At 69.5% G+C, this 16,404-nt stretch carries 16 protein-coding genes; 10 read left to right on the top strand and 6 right to left on the bottom strand.

Annotated features, from left to right (window positions below):
* Positions 1-25: 25 nt before the first annotated feature.
* On the top strand, positions 26-637 hold the full coding sequence (locus ACIBI4_RS00415) for a TetR/AcrR family transcriptional regulator (RefSeq protein WP_399201255.1): 612 nt from the start codon (positions 26-28) through the stop codon (positions 635-637).
* A gap of 64 nt (positions 638-701) precedes the next feature.
* Here ACIBI4_RS00415 and ACIBI4_RS00410 read toward each other — a convergent pair whose 3' ends face one another.
* On the bottom strand, positions 702-1,880 hold the full coding sequence (locus ACIBI4_RS00410; RefSeq protein ID WP_399201254.1) for a serine hydrolase domain-containing protein: 1,179 nt from the start codon (positions 1,878-1,880) through the stop codon (positions 702-704).
* Between the two features lie 138 nt (positions 1,881-2,018).
* On the bottom strand, positions 2,019-2,543 hold the full coding sequence (locus ACIBI4_RS00405; RefSeq protein ID WP_399201253.1) for an SMI1/KNR4 family protein: 525 nt from the start codon (positions 2,541-2,543) through the stop codon (positions 2,019-2,021).
* Between the two features lie 405 nt (positions 2,544-2,948).
* Between ACIBI4_RS00405 and ACIBI4_RS00400 the strand changes: the two genes are divergently transcribed.
* Positions 2,949-3,722 (top strand): hypothetical protein, encoded by a 774-nt coding sequence (locus ACIBI4_RS00400; protein WP_399201252.1) that lies wholly within the window; start codon positions 2,949-2,951, stop codon positions 3,720-3,722.
* Between the two features lie 34 nt (positions 3,723-3,756).
* Here the strand turns inward: ACIBI4_RS00400 and ACIBI4_RS00395 are convergent, their stop codons facing one another.
* Positions 3,757-4,998 carry a preprotein translocase subunit SecY gene (locus ACIBI4_RS00395; protein WP_399201251.1) on the bottom strand — a complete coding sequence of 414 codons (1,242 nt, stop codon included), beginning with the start codon at positions 4,996-4,998 and terminating at the stop codon, positions 3,757-3,759.
* 253 nt (positions 4,999-5,251) lie between these two features.
* Between ACIBI4_RS00395 and ACIBI4_RS00390 the strand changes: the two genes are divergently transcribed.
* From ACIBI4_RS00390 to ACIBI4_RS00375, 4 genes are all read left to right on the top strand, one after another.
* Positions 5,252-5,983 carry a DUF2470 domain-containing protein gene (locus tag ACIBI4_RS00390; protein ID WP_399201250.1) on the top strand — a complete coding sequence of 244 codons (732 nt, stop codon included), beginning with the start codon at positions 5,252-5,254 and terminating at the stop codon, positions 5,981-5,983.
* 86 nt (positions 5,984-6,069) lie between these two features.
* On the top strand, positions 6,070-7,287 hold the full coding sequence (locus ACIBI4_RS00385) for an NAD(P)/FAD-dependent oxidoreductase (RefSeq protein WP_399201249.1): 1,218 nt from the start codon (positions 6,070-6,072) through the stop codon (positions 7,285-7,287).
* 10 nt (positions 7,288-7,297) lie between these two features.
* Complete coding sequence (locus ACIBI4_RS00380) at positions 7,298-8,251, top strand: sigma-70 family RNA polymerase sigma factor (RefSeq protein ID WP_399201248.1); 954 nt, start codon at positions 7,298-7,300, stop codon at positions 8,249-8,251.
* Positions 8,252-8,290: 39 nt separating this feature from the next.
* Positions 8,291-8,461 (top strand): hypothetical protein, encoded by a 171-nt coding sequence (locus ACIBI4_RS00375; RefSeq protein ID WP_399201247.1) that lies wholly within the window; start codon positions 8,291-8,293, stop codon positions 8,459-8,461.
* A 21-nt stretch (positions 8,462-8,482) separates the two neighbouring features.
* Here the strand turns inward: ACIBI4_RS00375 and ACIBI4_RS00370 are convergent, their stop codons facing one another.
* Both ACIBI4_RS00370 and ACIBI4_RS00365 read right to left on the bottom strand, forming a co-directional pair.
* Positions 8,483-9,562 (bottom strand): hypothetical protein, encoded by a 1,080-nt coding sequence (locus ACIBI4_RS00370; RefSeq protein WP_399201246.1) that lies wholly within the window; start codon positions 9,560-9,562, stop codon positions 8,483-8,485.
* Between the two features lie 95 nt (positions 9,563-9,657).
* Complete coding sequence (locus ACIBI4_RS00365) at positions 9,658-10,797, bottom strand: hypothetical protein (protein WP_399201245.1); 1,140 nt, start codon at positions 10,795-10,797, stop codon at positions 9,658-9,660.
* A gap of 311 nt (positions 10,798-11,108) precedes the next feature.
* On the opposite strand from ACIBI4_RS00365, the gene ACIBI4_RS00360 reads away from it, so the two are divergent.
* Complete coding sequence (locus tag ACIBI4_RS00360) at positions 11,109-12,161, top strand: DUF4190 domain-containing protein (RefSeq protein WP_399201244.1); 1,053 nt, start codon at positions 11,109-11,111, stop codon at positions 12,159-12,161.
* A 29-nt stretch (positions 12,162-12,190) separates the two neighbouring features.
* Here ACIBI4_RS00360 and ACIBI4_RS00355 read toward each other — a convergent pair whose 3' ends face one another.
* A complete protein-coding gene (locus ACIBI4_RS00355) occupies positions 12,191-12,778 on the bottom strand; it encodes a hypothetical protein (protein ID WP_399201243.1) in 588 nt (195 codons plus the stop codon).
* 277 nt (positions 12,779-13,055) lie between these two features.
* On the opposite strand from ACIBI4_RS00355, the gene ACIBI4_RS00350 reads away from it, so the two are divergent.
* The 3 genes from ACIBI4_RS00350 to ACIBI4_RS00340 all read left to right on the top strand — a co-directional run bounded on the left by ACIBI4_RS00350 (position 13,056) and on the right by ACIBI4_RS00340 (position 16,385).
* The gene (locus ACIBI4_RS00350) at positions 13,056-14,279 is read left to right on the top strand and encodes a Clp protease N-terminal domain-containing protein (protein ID WP_399201242.1); all 1,224 of its coding nucleotides are present in this window, start codon (positions 13,056-13,058) and stop codon (positions 14,277-14,279) included.
* Positions 14,280-14,413: 134 nt separating this feature from the next.
* Positions 14,414-15,736, top strand: coding sequence for a sensor histidine kinase (locus ACIBI4_RS00345; RefSeq protein WP_399201241.1), 1,323 nt, complete (start codon positions 14,414-14,416; stop codon positions 15,734-15,736).
* Between the two features lie 4 nt (positions 15,737-15,740).
* The gene (locus ACIBI4_RS00340) at positions 15,741-16,385 is read left to right on the top strand and encodes a response regulator (RefSeq protein ID WP_399201240.1); all 645 of its coding nucleotides are present in this window, start codon (positions 15,741-15,743) and stop codon (positions 16,383-16,385) included.
* Positions 16,386-16,404: the final 19 nt, after the last annotated feature.

The raw sequence follows: 16,404 nt of genomic DNA, 5'->3' as shown, positions 1-16,404 counted from the left end.
GTATGGTTCTACCGTACGGTACCGTATGGTCATGGTGCAACGGCGGCAGGAAGCCCCACGGGACAGCAGCAAGAAGCCGCGACTGACCGCGGACGACTGGGCGGACGCCGCCCTCGAAGCGATCGCGGAAGGCGGACTCGCAGCCGTCGCCGTCGAGCCGCTCGCCGCACGCCTGGGCACCACGAAGGGCAGCTTCTACTGGCACTTCACGAACCGTGACGCCCTGATCGACGCGGCCCTCGACCGGTGGGCGGAGGTCGCCACCGAGGGCACCATCGCGGACGTCGAGGCGGAATCCGACCCCGAGCAGAAGATCCGCCGCCTCTTCGCCTTCGCCATCCAAGCCGCCACCGACGACCCCTTGGAAGTCGCCCTGCTCGCCACCGCGGCGCATCCCCGGGTGGCCGCCGCGGTGAGACGGGTGACGGAGCGCCGCGTCGCGTACGTCGCGGAACTCTTCGCCGCCCTCGGCTTCCCCGAGGGCGAGGCCCGCAGGCGCGGTCTCCTCGCCTACTCCGTGTACCTGGGCCACGCCCAACTCGGCCACGCCGCACCGTCGGTGCTGCCTCCGCAGGAGGGTGGCGAGTTCCAGACATATCTGGACGAGGCGCTCGGGGTGCTGATGCGCCGCCAGTGAGTTCAGTCAGGCACACAGCCGCACGAGTGTCATGCGCGGTCGGCGGTCGGCGGCGGGCCGGGTGTCAGTGTTCTGTGCAGAGCAGCGCGCAGACGAAGTCCTCCTGCACCGCGCGCAGGCGCTGCAGCATGTCGGGATCGGTGCGGGCGTTGATCTGCGAGGTGACGGAGAAGGTCAGCGAGCGGCGTCCGTCGGGTGTCGCCGCGATCAACTGCGTGTAGCCGGCGGTGTTGCCGGTGTGCCCGAGTACGACGCCGCACCGGGTCGTGTACCGGAAGAGAGCAAGCCCGGCATCGTTGCGCCCCGGCCCGGCAGGTTCGGAGGCCCCGCCGGCCACCCAGCGCCGCTGCTCGCGCACGATGCCACGCCCGGTGAGGCGGCCACCCGCGTAGGCGCTGACGAAGCGGCTCATGTCGGCAGGCGTGGAGACGATACCGCCCGAGGCCCACACCCCCGACATGCCGATCAGCTCGCTGACGTCCTCGGGTGCTCCGGGCGGGCTGACGTCGTAGCCGTGCAGATACGGTTCACGCATCCGGAAGCCGTGCGGCAGGCTGGTGCGCTGCAGGCCCAGCGGCCGGTACACGAGCTTCTTGAGGAGCTGCTCGTACGGGGTGCGGGTGACGGCCTCCGCCATGAGTGCCACGGCGATGTTGTCGGAGTTGGAGTACTGGTAGCGCGAGCCGGGCTTGAAATGCAGCGGCTGGTCGCTGACGTAGTCGAGCAGCCGCCGTGAATCGAATCGGTGGTGGGGGTCGGCGCGCAGGACGGCCCCGAACGCGGGGGCCTGCGAATAGTCGGGCAGGCCGGAGGTGTGGTTCAGGAGTTGCCGGAGTGTCACCGCCCGCCAGGCTCTTGGCAGCTGCGGCAGTCGTCGACCGAGGGTGTCGTCGAGGCGCAGTGCACGTTGTTCGACGAGAGACAGGGCGATCGCGCCGCTGAACGCCTTGGCCGTGCTGGCGATCCGCATGTGGTCGTCGGAGTGGGGCGGGCGCCCGGTCTGCAGATCGGCGACTCCGGCGCGCACCACGCGTTGGTGGCGTCCGTCGCGCAGTACGGCGATTGCTCCCGGTGGTCCGCCAGGAGTCCGCACCAGTTCCTCCAGTTGCCGCTGCAGCGAACCGTGTGGATCCCCCTCACCTTGCCCGGCAGCCTGAGCGGCCTGCGGAGAGAGCAGAGCCATGCATGCGGTGAACAAAGTGAGAGCGCGCAGGCAGTGACGGGGGCGGGTGCGAGGGGGCATCGGGTTCTCCTGAAGGACGGCATGCACACGGTGACCCTCAGCGTCACGCGCCACCGCAGCACAGGCCGCCCGCGCTACTGCACACGGCGCAACGCCTGTCTGCGCGATGGCGCAGTGGGACCTCCACCACGGCTTGGCCTAGACGAGTCCTGGGTCACCGGTCGCGGCAAACCCGACGACAGAGTGCTCGAGCAGTTCCAGGAACTGCCGCATGTCATCCGCGACTTTGTCGAGCTCCGGTTCGTCCAGCGTCGCTGTTCGCGTCCGCCACACCGCACCATCGAGGGCAACAACATAGGAGAGCCCTCCGCCGTTCGACCCGATGACCAGCCCGCCCTGAACCTCGTCCGCATGCACCGTTCCGTATTCGGCGAGCTGTACGAGGACGCCGCTCGCCGAATCGATCCAGTACCCGTTCCCCACGTCCGGCAGCCAAACTCCACCGATCGTGCGATAGAAGGTGATCAGGTCAGGGGCCATGGTTGTCGCCCGGGTCAGTGCGAGTGCGGCCTCACGCTCCGCGGAGTCGGCAAGCCGAGCGTGGTTGTCGGTCGCCTGGAAGCCGTACTTCTCTTCATGGTCGACCATCATCGCCTTCTCGGCGTCCAACATTCTGCTCGCCCACGACAACAGCCAGGACGACGACAACCCATGCTCGCTCATGATTTCAGAGCATCGCACGGGCCACTGACAGGACTGGCGCAGCCATTTCAACGACATCGCCCGCGACCTCACGATCTGGATGGTCGCCCGCGACCTCCCCGGAGGGCCAACCAGGCAGGTCACCGACTTCTCAAACGCGGCCTAGGCGGCCGTCGCCGCTGACGTCCAGGAGCACCCGGCCCATCCCGCCCTGTCCTCCCTTGCAGCCTGGAGCGCCAACGCCCTTGTGATGCCCGGGGGTTGTGGTCATGATCGTGGGGCACTAGCCGTGCCGGCAGCGCGGAGGGGGATGAAGTGGGCCGATATGTCGGGCCTTTGATCACGGGGGTGGTCGGTGCCCTCATCATCGTCGGTGGGTTCGCCATCCAGTGGGACGGATTCTCGGACAAGTGCGACGGATACGTGATGGAGGAAGGCGACCGCTGCGTCGAGGAGGGGAGCGGTGATTCGTACGGTTACGAGGACATCGCCGACCGCCAGTCCGAGACCGACGAGACCGTGGGCCTGGTCGGGCTGGGCCTGGGCGGCGTGATGATCCTCGGGGCAGTGGGAACAGCCGTGTCCGCCGCACGAGAGGCGGCCGAGCGCAAGGCGAGAGACCTCGCCGACGCAGCCAAGTGGCCCCGGCCGGAAGATCCCGGACTCCAGGAGGCGCACAGCCCTCTGCCTGCCGGCGGCAGTGTCACGCTCTTCACGCACGCGATGCGGTACACCAACGACGCGGGCGTCGAACGATGGGCGTCGTGGCGCGACATCATCAAGGTCACGCTGTCGCAGGAATATCGCCAGGACCACGTCCGTATCGACAGGGGAAGCGGCCACTACGAGGTCCGGGGCCCGGCCGGCAGCCTTGATTTCGGGCAGCGCGTCCAGGAGGCCGTCGCTCAGGCACACATCGCCCACATCCTGGAGACGCTGGAAGACGGCGGTGTGGTCAACCTGAACCCGGAGAAGAACCTGCGCCTGACCTTCGACGGGTTCCGGCGCACTCTGAAGGGCAAGGAGGGCTTCATCCCCTGGTCACTTGTCACCGGCATCGTGCTGGGCCGCGATCTTCAGGTCCGCATCACCGTCGAGAAGGGCCAGTGGAGCGTCTTCAACGCCCACGGACCCCGCCAACATGCGGCCTTCGAGATCGCCGAACGGCTGTGGTCCCAAGCGGCGGCGCCGCACCCCTGATGTCCTCGGAGCCGAGGTCTCCCGCAGCCGCTGTTCAGCGCGGTCGCGGTTCGAAGGCGGGCTTCAGCAGCCAGGACTCGATCTGCCGGACTGTGGGCAACACGGTGGCGAGGTTCATGTGCGCGACGAGGAGCAGCGCAGTGACACCGAGGGCGGCCTCGCCCGCGCGGACGCCGGGCAACGCGAGCGCGGCCACCGGGATCAGCGCGACCACGGCCATCCCGAACGCGCCGGCCACGACGATCCGTACGTGCACGTAACCGAGGTACTCGGCGGTCGGGCGTCCCGGCCGGATGCCCGGAACGAAGCCCCCTTCGCGCTGCAGACTCCCCGTGGCTTCCTCGCTGTTGAACGCGAAACCCCCACGGAGGAAGACGTACGCGAAGACGAGCAGTGCGTACGCCGCAATGAGCCAGGGAATCGGAGGCGCCGGCAGCACGAGGAGCAGGGAGGCGGGGACCGCCACCCCGAACGCGCCCTGTCCGCCGCGAACCGCGATGTAGGTCCCACTGCCGCCGTAGGCGCGGCGGCCGATCATCCGCTTCGCGTACTGGATCGGGACCCTGCGCTCACCCTGCAGGATCGTGACGCTGAGCCCGGTGACCAGCACCAGTGCGAGGACGACGGCCAACGAAACCGCCACACCGCCAATGCCGCCGGGGGCCGCGTCCCACACCTGCCCCGGAAAGACCGCCGCGGCCTGGGCGAGAAACAGAATCGACAGGCCCTCCCCGAACCCACGGTCAGTGATGATGGCGCTCAGCCACAGGACCACGGCCGTGCCGCCGGTCATGCAGACCACCATGGTGATCTGTGAGAGGGCACCCGTGCTGTACAGGACGTCCGCATCCGCTGCAGTGTCCGTCAGCGGAGGGCGACCGTCGACGGTCAACCGCACCACCACCGTCGCGAGCGCCGCGCTCAGCAGGACGGCGACGCACCTGGTGTACGACGCGATCCTGGCGTGTCCGGCCTCGCCGGCCTCAACCAGCGCCCGGACGCGGGGGACCAGCAGGCCGCCGAATCCGACGAGGTAGGTCGCGGCGATGACCGGCAGGACTCCCAACGCAAGGACCGAGAGCTCGGCCAGCCCGCCACCGGTGAGCAGGTCGAGGAGCCCTGGCAGTTGCCCGGAGGCCGGATCGGCTGCCGCCAGTGCCGAGTTGTCGACTCCGGGCAGGGGCAGGCTCTGGCCGCACCGGAACAACGTGACGGCGAGCAGCATGACGAGGAGCCGCCTGCGCACTTCAGGTACCCGGATGGCGCGTATCAGCACGCTCGATTCCCCCAACGTCAGGGCCCATGGGCAGACCTTCGCGCAGGCCTGTGAACATCGAAGGAAGCACGAGAGAACACTCCGGCTCAAGACTTCAGGTCGATGCCGGTCCGCGGGAACTCGGTGGTCGCGCCACGATGCGGCGTGGCGTGTGGGGGCTTCTCACCTGCCGCGATTGAGGTTAGGTTAGGCATACCTAAGTCGCACGGGGTGTGCGGTTTGGTGTCTCCGCCTGCCCTCCGGGAGTACTTACATGCGCCTTTTCCGCGCCCCTGCCAGCGCCTTGCGGCCTGCCTTGCACGTGCCTGATCTGCTTCCGAGTGCGGCGGAGCGTGTCCGGACGATCCTCGCGACGGCGCACTCGATGTCCGTGGTCACTGACAACACCGACGAGCACGTGGTGCACCACCTCGACGCCACGGACGCGATGGGACACATTCATCTGCATGACCCATCTGAAGCGGCGCTCCATCCCGAGGCGCAACGCACCCCCGTGCGCCTGGAATTCACCGACATCGCGCCGACCGCAGTGCGCGCTCGGCTGCGCGCCCGGCTCACCGTGACGGGAGTCCTCGAGGCGCCCTTCCGGCCTGGCGCGACGGACAGCTTCTGCATGGAATACGGACAGGCCGTCCTCGAGACCGGCGGCGAGCGGAGCTTCGTCAGCCTGCGGGAACTCCACGCGGTCGAGCCGGACCCGCTCGCCGGCGCCGAACCGGCGATGCTCACCCACCTCGCGCACGGTCATCCCGAGCTCGTCACGCTGCTGTTGCGCCTCGTCCGCCCCCACCCGCAGCCCGGGCTGCAGCGCGCCCTGCCCCTCGCCCTGGACCGCTACGGCATCACGCTCCGCCTCGAATACCCCCGGACCCACACCGACGTCCGACTGCCCTTCCCCACCTCCATCCAGAACCCTGAAGAAGTGCGACCACGGATTCACGCCCTCCTGGATGCCGCCCGCCGCGGCAGAACCACCCACATGTGACCCACGTCACAATGGATTCCTGTCAGGAATCGGGGCGCCATCCCGCTCACCTCACGAAGAGCGAGGCGATCCGACAGGAGCATCACATGAAGCACCGCATCGTTGTACTCGGTGCCGGCTATGCCGGGGCGTACGTGGCCGGGAACCTGGCCCGTCGGCTGTCCCCGGCGGACATCGAGCTCACCGTGGTCAATGCCGTGCCCGACTTCGTACAGCGGCAGCGGCTGAACCAGTTGGCAGCCGGACGTGACATCGAGGCTCCGAAGCTCACCGATGTCTTCGCGGGCACGGGGATCCGGCTGCGCGTGGCCCGGGTCACCGCTGTCGACCCCGAGCGGGCGGTCGTCGTCGTTGCCGATGCCGACGGCGGCGGTGATCTCGGCTATGACACGCTCGTGTACGCGCTCGGCAGCCACCGCGACGACCATGGCGTCCCCGGCGTGGCCGAGCACGCCTTCGACGTCGCCGGCAGGCCATCCGCGCTGCGTCTGCGTGAGCGCCTGGACAGCCTCGGCGGCCTGGACCGGCAGGGCGACGGCGGGAGCGTAGTGGTCGTCGGTGACGGGTTGACCGGCATCGAGACCGCCACTGAGATCGCCGAAGCCCGCCCCGGTCTGTCGGTGGCGCTGGTCGCCCGCGGTGAACTGGGTGCCCGGCTCTCCGACGGCGCCCGCGGCCACCTGCGCCGGGCGTGCGACCGCCTTGGCATCACGGTCCTGGAGAACACCCGGGTCGAAGCCGTCGAAGCGACACGAGTGCTGTGCGCCGACGGCACCGCCCTGGCAGCCGATGCGACCGTGTGGACGGCAGGGTTCGCGGTCAGCCCCATCGCGGCCGCCGGCGGTCTTGAGGTCACCGAAGCCGGCCAGATGGTCGTCGACCGCACCATGCGGTCGGTTTCGCACCCGGATGTCTACGCCGTCGGCGACAGTGTCTTCACCCTCGGCGACAACGGCCTGCCGCTGCCGATGAACTGCGGCTCGGCCGGTTTCACGGGACGGCAGGCCATCGAGGCGATTGTGGGACGCCTGACCGGCCGCACGATCGCCAACGTCAAGCTGGTCTACCAGTACAACGCCATCAGCCTCGGACAGAGGGACGGGATCCTGCAGTTGATCGACGGCGAAGCGGAGCCGAAGCCGAGGTTCATGGGCGGCCGGAAGGCCGTGAGGGTCAAGGCGGGCATCCAGAAGGGAGCGCTGTGGGGCACCTCGCATCCGACCTTCGGCTTGCCCCGGCGCAGGCACCGGTTGGCAGCCGCCCCGAAGACGCCCACCGGGACAAGCGGTCACGCGGCTGTCTAGGGTGATCCACGTGGACACCACCGGCACCGATCGCTTCGACACCGGCACGTTCGAGGCCAGTCGTCACCGGCTGGCCTCAATTGCCTACCGGCTGCTGGGTTCCGCCACCGACGCCCAGGACATCGTCCAGGACGCGTTTCTGCACTGGCAGGCCGCCGACCGGAAGCGGATCAACGTGCCGGAGGCATGGCTGACCAAGGTCGTCACCAATCTGTGTCTCGACCGCCTCCGCTCGGCACAGGCCCGCCGTGAACGGACCGCCGGCGCGTGGCTGCCCGAACCGCTCCTCGACGGCGATCCGCTGCTCGGCCCCGCCGATACGGCCGAGCAACGCGAGTCGGTCTCCCTGGCCGTGCTGACGCTCATGGAACGTCTGTCACCCGTCGAACGGGCCGTCTATGTCCTGCGCGAAGCGTTCTCGGACAGCCACGCAGTGATCGCCGAGATCCTCGACATCACAGAGTCCGCAAGTCAGCAGCACCTCCATCGCGCCCGGCGTCGCATCACCGCCGCGCGCCGCGAGGGCAGGGCGGCCGATCAGGAAGCTGCCCGCCGGGTCGTCGAGGAGTTCCTCGCCGCCGCCTCCTCGGGCCGCACCGAACGCCTCGTCGCGCTGCTCACGGACGACGCGACCGCGATCACCGACGGCGCGGGCCTGACCAGGACGCTGCTGCGCTACGACACTCCGCAGCGGATCGCAGCCGTCGCAAGCGCCGGCTTCAAGCCCGCATCCATGCAACGGCGACTCGACGGCATCACGCCCACCGCGTATCACGCGTTCGTCAACGGGGGTCCCGCGATCCTCTTCGTCATCGGCGACCAGGTCATCGGTGCCGTGACGTTCGACCTCGCAGACGGCAGGATCGCAACGGTGCGCGGCATCGCCGCCCCCAACCGGCTGATCCGCCTCACCGAGGTCTGGCGTCAACGTGAACCGGACACACCGCTCATGAGCCGGTGGTGACCCGGACAGTGGTCTGCAGTGTAGTGGGGGAGGAACTTCATGGATCTGGGCAAGGCGGCCCTGCAAAGGATCGCTGCGATTGTTGTCTGCGGTGCGATCGCGGCCATGATCGTGGTGTTGATCAACTGGCTGTCGACGCTTGACGCACCTGATGAACCCTACGGCGTGCCCCAGGATCCCAAGCAGTCGAATGGGGCAACCCCACGCTAGGTGGAATGCGTGGGCGCATTCCTATGTTCCGGCGCCGTTGGCTGCCTGAATGCGTTCTGCCGCGCAGCCGACGCGTTCGGCCTCGCCGGCGACGTATCGGGGGAGGAGCGTCGGTGGTAGCCAGGTGGGTTGTCTGCCGAGTGCCTCGGACTGTTCGATGACGAAGGTGACGCGGCCGATCTGACACTTGGCCTGGTAGACGGCGCGGGTGTCGGTGGCGCTTCCGTATCCGTGGGTGCCCGTGACACGCGGGCCGCCGTTCAGTTCGGCCCGGGTGAAGACCGGGGCCAGGCGCGGGTCGGCGACGGTCGTCAGCCGGAGATCTGCCTGGCCGCTGCCAGTACTCACCTCGCAGGTGCGTACGGCGGCGTCGGCGTCGGCGGTGACGCGTACCTGCTTGAGGGATGTACGTGTCGAGCGCGGCAGAGCGAGGCCGTCGATGCCGCACAGGCGATCGGTGTCGGCCTTCTGCCACCTGGCCGGTTCGGGCAGTTCGGTGGGTGCTTTGTACGTGCCGCCGCAGCCGAGTTCGGCAAGGGTGCTGTTGGCGGTGCGGACCACGGCACGGGCGAGAGCCGCGCGGTCCTCCGCTTCGCCGCTCTCCGATCCCCTGGTGCCGACCGAGACGTCGACGACGGTTGGCCCGTCGAACTCGTCGCCCTTGCCGACGCATCCTTCGGGCAGTGCGATCCACGCCCGGCTGTCCGATGCCATGCCGGGCAGCCCGTCGCCGAGTCCCACCATCTCGGAGCCGAGGAACTCGGTGGGCCACAGCGGGTCGTCCGTGCCGCGCAGCCCGTCGAGCGTGTGCATCCGCAAGGTTGCCGACCAGCGGGCCGCGTCGTTCTCGTAGCCCAGGATCCGGCACTCCCCGTAGAGCTCGTTCTGACCCAACGGATCGTATTCGGGAGTCAGTTCATCGACCCGCGTCTCCAGCTTCCCGAACATTGCCGAGAGGGTGGTCTCGTCCAGCGCACCCCAGCACGGGTCCTTCCCGAGCAGCGGCAGGCTGTCCGTACGCCAGCCGACCACACCGGCGCCGAGCAGGGCGCCGACGAGGACGCCGATCGCCGACGCGCGCAAGGCGGGGGAGCGCAGCACACGCCGCAGGCGACCAGGTGGGATTGAGGCGGCGGGCTCATCAGCGTCCGGCTTCGGGGGCACCGCGTCCTGACCGTTCTTGCGGTCCTGGCCCATCACGCTTCGCCCCCGTCCGTACCGTCGCCCGTCTCGCAGCCGATCCGCTTCTGCACGGCCTGCTCGAACCGTGCGAACACACCCGGACCATCCGGTCGTGCATGGGGCTGTAGCGAGATGAGGTGCATGTAGAAGTACGTCGGGCGTCCCGCGCACTCGACCCGCTTCAACGCCGACGCCGCACCAGCTTGCTCCGGAAGGCCGTCGAACACGGCGGCGAGCCGCGGCTGCGACACCATCACGAACTGCGCACCGGTCTCATCCGGTTGGCGCGGTGCCGTCCAGAAGACAGTGCAGGTCTGCAGTCGGTCGCCCACGGTCCCCACCTGGTCCTGGTACTGCGAGCCCTTCCGCAGCCGGAAGTCGACCCCGTCGATCCGGCAGGCGTCATTGCCGCCGAACGAGTCGTCGTCCTCGGCGACATCGACAAACGGAGATGACACGCTCCACGGCTCGTCCGGTGCGCAACCGGCCGACTTCATCCCCGTGTTGGCCACGGACAACAGCATCTGCGTGATCTCCCCGTAGCTGCCCATGGAGAACGGCATCTCCACGCGGCCCAAGTGCCCATCCCCGTGCGAGGTCGGCGTCAGCGTCACTGCCGTAGGACGTCCGTCCACGTCGCACTCCTCGGGCAGAACGGCCATGGCGTGATCCCCGGCGACGAAGCCCGGCAGCCCATCCGGCAGTGGCGTCCCCGACCCCGCGAACTGCGCGTCGATCCATGCCCGCCGCGATCCGGCCTTCTCGGGCACCGGCCCGTATCTGACCGTGATCCGCTCGATGATCGAAATGGATCCGCCCGCGTCACCGTCGGGCACCTCGGATCGCACCGTCACCGTGCACTTCCCGTGCGGCCGCTCCTTGCCCGGTGGTGAAGTCTCTTCACTGCTGCGCTCGGAACCGGACTTCTCCAAGGCCTCGTCGCCCAGGAAGCCGTCGGCGCCGCCCGCCTGCCAAGCGCCCCAGCAGTACGACTCCTTGAAGGGCCATGAGCCGCTCACCCATAGCCCTGCTCCCGTGCCCAGCACCGCAAAGGCCGTCAATGCGGCCCACCACTTCCCCCGTGCCACTGCTCTTGCTCCCCGTAGAACGACTGTGCAGTCCCGCTGCCCATCCTGCCGGATCATGATCTGCATGCCTGCGGCAGGGGTGAGGGCCTGTCGACCCGATCAGCGTCGGTCAGAAGGGCGCGCCTGTCGCCGCCTGGATCTGGCATCAAAGTGACGAGAAGACTGCTGGGTCACGGCAATGCTCGCTGGTCAGCAGGTCTGGGACCCTCCGCGAGCCAGGAGTTGGCCTGACGGCCTGTGGTCACCGAAGGGAGTGTGCTGCCGTGTCCTTTCCGCCTCCGTACCAGCAGATGCCACCGCCACAAGGCGGGCCGGTGCCCACGCCTCCGCCCTTCTACGGGCCGCCAATACCCCCGCCCAGACCCCCGGTCGACGGCTTGGCCGTCGCCTCCCTCGTCTGCTCCCTCGTCCTGCTGGCGCCGATCGCCCTGCCCCTCGGGATCGTGGCCCTCGTCCGTACGACGCGCACAGGCCACCGCGGCCGAGGACTCGCGATCGCCGGAATCTCGGTCTCCGGCGTGGTCCTCGCCCTCGCAGTGGCACTCCTGAGCGGCGTACTGCACTTCAGGGTCTGGGCGGTCCACAACCCGGGCACTCCGACGGGAAGCTCCAGCACGCCGCCCTCGTCCGCGAACGGAGACCGCGTGCACATCGGCGTGCTGCGCGAGCGCGACTGCTTCACCCCCGGTGAAGTCCCGAATGAGGACTCCGGACAGCTCAAGGACTTCACGGCTGTACGCATCCCGTGCGGCGAACCGCACCGCGGCGAGCTTTACGCACGGATTCAGCTGCCCGACCAAACGGAGTTCCCCGGAACGGAGTCGGTCAAGAAGACGGCCGCCGAGAAGTGCGCTGTTCGCCTCTTCGACTACTCCCCTGACCCGGCCGCGTTCGGAGGCCTGCGCACCTTCTTCTACTTCCCCGAGCGTGACAGCTGGCACCGGGGAGACCGGACCGTCCTCTGCTGGGCCGGCCGGCCCCAGGGAGACCTCAGCGAGCCGATCCGCCAGGACCTCGACGCCATGAAGCCCGCCCAACGCGCCTACCTGGCCGCGGTCAAGCCGGTGCAGCTGGCCCAGGCCCGCAGGCCGCTGCTGGGCCCGAAGCGGGACCTGGTGGGAGCTCGGAAGTGGGCGCGTGAGGTGTCCGCCGGCCAAGCACAGACGGCGCGGATGCTCGACGAGGCCGAGATCCCCGCGGCGCTGCGGAAGCCGGCCCAGGAGCTCGCCGACGAAATGCGGCGTGGAGTCCCGTACTGGGACGAGGCGGCCACGGCGGAAACAGCGGACGCCTTCTACACCGCCATGCGCAAAGCCTCCGTCGACCCGACGCGTGGCATCGACCTCGAACGCCGCCTGCGGACGGGACTTGGACTCCGGCTTCCGGACGGGCAGTTCGACCCCACAGCGGTGTTGTCAGCCGCCAGATGAACAAGGCGCCGAGGCAAGGGCCCTCGGCGTCACTGAACGGCGCCGGGCCGCGGAGAGCGGAGACCGGCCGCCGCCAATGCCGCTGCCAGGGCTGTGGCTACGGCGGTGAACGACGTGACCAGCCAGACGCCTCCGACCGGGGCGTTCATCTGCGGGCGGGTGAACTCCCCGGGCGTTGCGTAGACGACGAGCCGGTCTCCCGCCCGCGCATCTGCAGGACATGCCTTCCCCAGTCGGGCGAAGTCCGATTCCCGGAGGGTTCGTTTCAGCGCCGTGCCGTCAGGCCGCTCCAGTGAGCACTCCCACCACACGCGGGTGACCTGCCCTGTCGGCGCTGTTCTTTCATGCCGAACCACCTTGGTGACAACAGTCTCGACGGGCTTTCCCCACGCATCGAGCACGGCCTGGTCGAGGAAGGCCAGCAGGCCCACGGCGAGCAGGCACTCCACCACCGCGGCCGCACCGAAGTGCCAGGGACTGAGGTGGATGAAGCAGACGGCGATCAGTACGAAGCCCGCGCCGAGCAGCATCAGCGTCGTCACCGCGGCCACCGCGTGGTGCGGCCACCACGCGGGGATGAGTATGACCATGACCACGGCCAACGCAAAGGTCAGCACCGAAGCCGCGACACCTGCGAGTGCCCCGGCCGGCCACAGTCTTGGTCTCCCGTTCACTCCACCTCCCGATGCCCCACGGTCTCAGCGGGCAGGCCGGCTGTCACCCACCGGTCAAGGCCGGTGACCGACGACAAGCCCGTGACGCCCCGCAGCGGCCGAATGGAGCCGGAGTTCTGGCCGGTCGGACGGGAAGCCTGGACAGTCGGCCGACGCGGCGCCGGACCGTGCGGATCTAGCGTTCTCTTCATCAGGTGACACACCACGGAGAGGACACACGATGGATCAGCGGGCATCGGACCGAGTTGCAGATCTGACCGTGGAGTTCGAGGAGGACGTCGTCAAGCTGCTGTTGGACGCGATGCGCGCGGCCATGCGCCAGGAGCGCACCGACCTGGGCACGGAGAGTGTGCTGAGCGCACTCGTGTCGGGTGACTCCGCCGCGGGCGCCGCGATCGCTCCTGGGGTGAAGGTCTCAGGGTCGCTCGCCGGGTCGATCGGCAGCCGGGGTACATCCGTGTGGGTCAGCGAGGACGCGGGGGACGGCAGGCCGGAGTCCCTGGACGACCGGCAGGAGATCGACGCCCTCTGGCGGGAGGTCCGGCACGACGAGGCCGACCGGATCCGCTGGAAGAACCGCAAGAAGGAGGAACGGGACAGGGCAAGCCTTGACCTGCCGCCGATGACAGGTGCGGTGAGGTCCGTACTGCACAAGGCTCTGGAGTCCGCACGGGAGGAGGGCGTCCTTTCGGTGTGCGTCGGCCATGTCGCCCGCGCGCTGATCGAGCTGCCCGGCACCCGCGCCCAGGAGGCCATGCTCGTGGAGAAGCTGGACACCTCGGCTGCCGCGACTGCTCTCGAAGCGTTGCGGGGGAGCGATGAAGTGCCGGAGCCCGCCACCGTGTTGGTGCTGCGCAAGGCGGGGACGTTCGGGAAGAGCGGCAACCCGCTGACCCGGAAGATGACCGCCTGGATCTTCGGCGGCGGCGCAGGGTTCGGCTCCGCGGTCGTGGGCGTGGTGTCCTCGGAGGCCACACGCGGGGCGGTGCGCCGCGGGCAACCGCAACGCCGGCCCGTCGACCTGCTGATGGGCATCCTGGCCCTGGAGCGGTCGCTGACCGTTGCGGAACGCGACCTGCCCGAGAAGCTGCAGGGCGCCAACCGGGGAGCGGAACTCCTGCGCCGCCACGGTGGCGGCCAGGAGGCGATGGCTCGCGTGCTGCTTCCGGCCACCGGAGTCGTGGACGTGGAGCCCGCGGAGGACCGTGAGCCCGCGGACTTCGAGCGACGCCTCCTGCACGTCACCCAGTTGACCGCTGCCCACCACGGTTCGCCGACCGTCGGCACGACCCATCTGCTGGCCGCACTGCTGGACGAGACCGGGACGGACGCGGAGTCCGCGGCAGAGATCACACGCGTGCTGACGGAGAGCGGCGTGGACGTCGAGGCCCTCCGCGCCGAGCCGGAGCTGCGGGTTCCGCGCGGAGCGGCATCGCCCCACTGAGGCCGAATGGAGCGCGTCAACGCATATGACAGCATCACCCGTTGACTAGCGGAATCCGCACGGAGGCAACGATGAGCACGGCGGTACGACCGTGGATGCGTATACGCGGTGAGGCAACTGCCGTCCGCAAGGCCATGCGAACAGCGCCCGGCCGGACCGTCGCGAACGAGGTCGTCCTGGCCTGCCTGGTCCTCCTCTGCTCGCTGGCACCGCTCCCACTCCTCCCACCCGCCCACCCGGTGCCCGGCGTCCTCGTCGGCGTGTGGGCAGCGCTGCTCGTCCCCGCACGCCGCAGGTATCCGGCCTTCGCCGTACTGGGCTGCATACCGGTGCTCGCCGGCGAGAACGTTTGGGCGACGGCGGTCGTGCCCTGGGTCGTCTGGTCCGCCGCACGCCGCATCCCCTCCGCACGGCGCGCCTGGACCGCCGTCGCGGCGAGCGCCACCGGAGCCGTGCTCCTGTCGGTCATCGCCCAGGCCCGCAGCGGACTGCCGACCCTGCCGTACGTCCTCACGGGCGCCGCCGTCGCCGCCCTGTTCGTCGTCCTGCCCGCCCTGTCCGGACGAGTGCTGGGACGCCGCCGCCCGCTGAGACGACTGCTGCAGGAACGCAACGCCTACCTCGAACAGGCCCGCTTCCTCACCGACGAGGCGGCCCGCATGGAGGAACGCGCCCGCATCGCCGGCGAGATGCATGATCTGCTCGGCCACCGCATCGGCCTCATCGCGGTACACGCGGGAGCACTCCAGCTCGCAGCCGAACGACAGGCCCCTCCACTGGCGCCCCAGGCCGAACTCCTGCACACCACCGCCGGCACGGCCATGGACGAACTCCGCGGCATCCTCGGCGTCCTGCGCCACCGCTCCGCGGAGGACGTCGGAGACCGAGGCACCCGCGAAGCCCTCTCCGCCCTCGTCGAGGACTCCCGCAGCGCAGGCGTGGACGTCGCACTGAACTGGAACGCCGGCGAGCTGACGGAGCCCGACCCGCGGATCAGGCAAGCGGTACACCGCGTCACCCGCGAAGGACTCACCAACGCGCTCAAGCACGCACCCGGCGCTCCGGTCCGGGTGATGTTCCAGGACGACGGGGACTCGGTGGTGGTGACGGTCGCCAACGACGCGCCGCCCACTCCCCGTTCGCCGGGGGAAGGCAGCCGCAGCGGACTCGTGGGCCTGCAGGAACGCGTCCGCCTGCTCGGGGGAGCGCTGCAGGCAGGTCACCGGCCTGAAGGCGGCTTCGTCCTGTCCGCCCGGATGCCCTCGCGCCCCAATGTGCAGCCCGAGTACGCCACTTCGCCGATGCGCCTGTCAGAGGGAGCCGGCTCGCGGCCACCGCTGTCCACCGAAGTCCTCACCTGGCCCCGCCTCCTGGGAGGCGGCTGCGCGGCCCTGCTGGTCCTGCTGCCGACGATCGGCGGCATCGTCGCCCTGCTGATCATGGCGGTCCTACAATGAGCCGATGATCCGAGTCCTCATCGCCGACGACGAAGCGCTGATGCGCACCGGGGTCAGGCTCGTCCTGGAACACGACGACGAGATCAGCGTGGTGGCCGAGGCACAGAACGCCCACGAGGCCGTCGAGGCCTGCCGCGCCCACCAGGTCGACGTCGCGCTCCTGGACATCCGCATGCCGGGCGACGGCATCACCGCCGTCACCGGGATCGCCCGGCACTCGCCCCGGACGCACGCGGTGATGCTGACCTCCTTCGGCGAGGAGGAGACGGTGACCAGCGCCCTGCGGGCCGGCGCGCACGGCTATCTCCTCAAGGACACGGGCCCACGCGACCTCATCGAAGCCGTCCGGCGCGCAGCCGCCGGCGACCCCGTCCTCGCACCGCAGATCACGCGCCAACTCGTCGACTTCCGGGTCCGTTCCGGCCACAGCAACGAGGCCGCAGCCGGCCGGCTCACCGAACTGACACGGGCCGAACGCGACATCCTGAGCCTGCTGGGCACCGGCCTCTCCAACACCGAGATCGCCGCCCGACTCCACCTGAGCTCGGGCACGGTCAAGGCCCACATCAGCAGCATCCTCACCCGCACCGGCTGCTCGAACCGGGTGCAGGCCGCGGTGCTGGCTCAGGAGGCGGGGCTGCTCGGCTGACGGGTTTGGCGAAGAGTGC

Source organism: Streptomyces sp. NPDC050418 (assembly GCF_044458745.1).
Classification (GTDB): Bacteria; Actinomycetota; Actinomycetes; order Streptomycetales; family Streptomycetaceae; genus Streptomyces.
The sequence above is the reverse complement of the archived record's forward strand: the minus strand, read 5'-3'. Positions and strand labels throughout refer to the sequence as shown.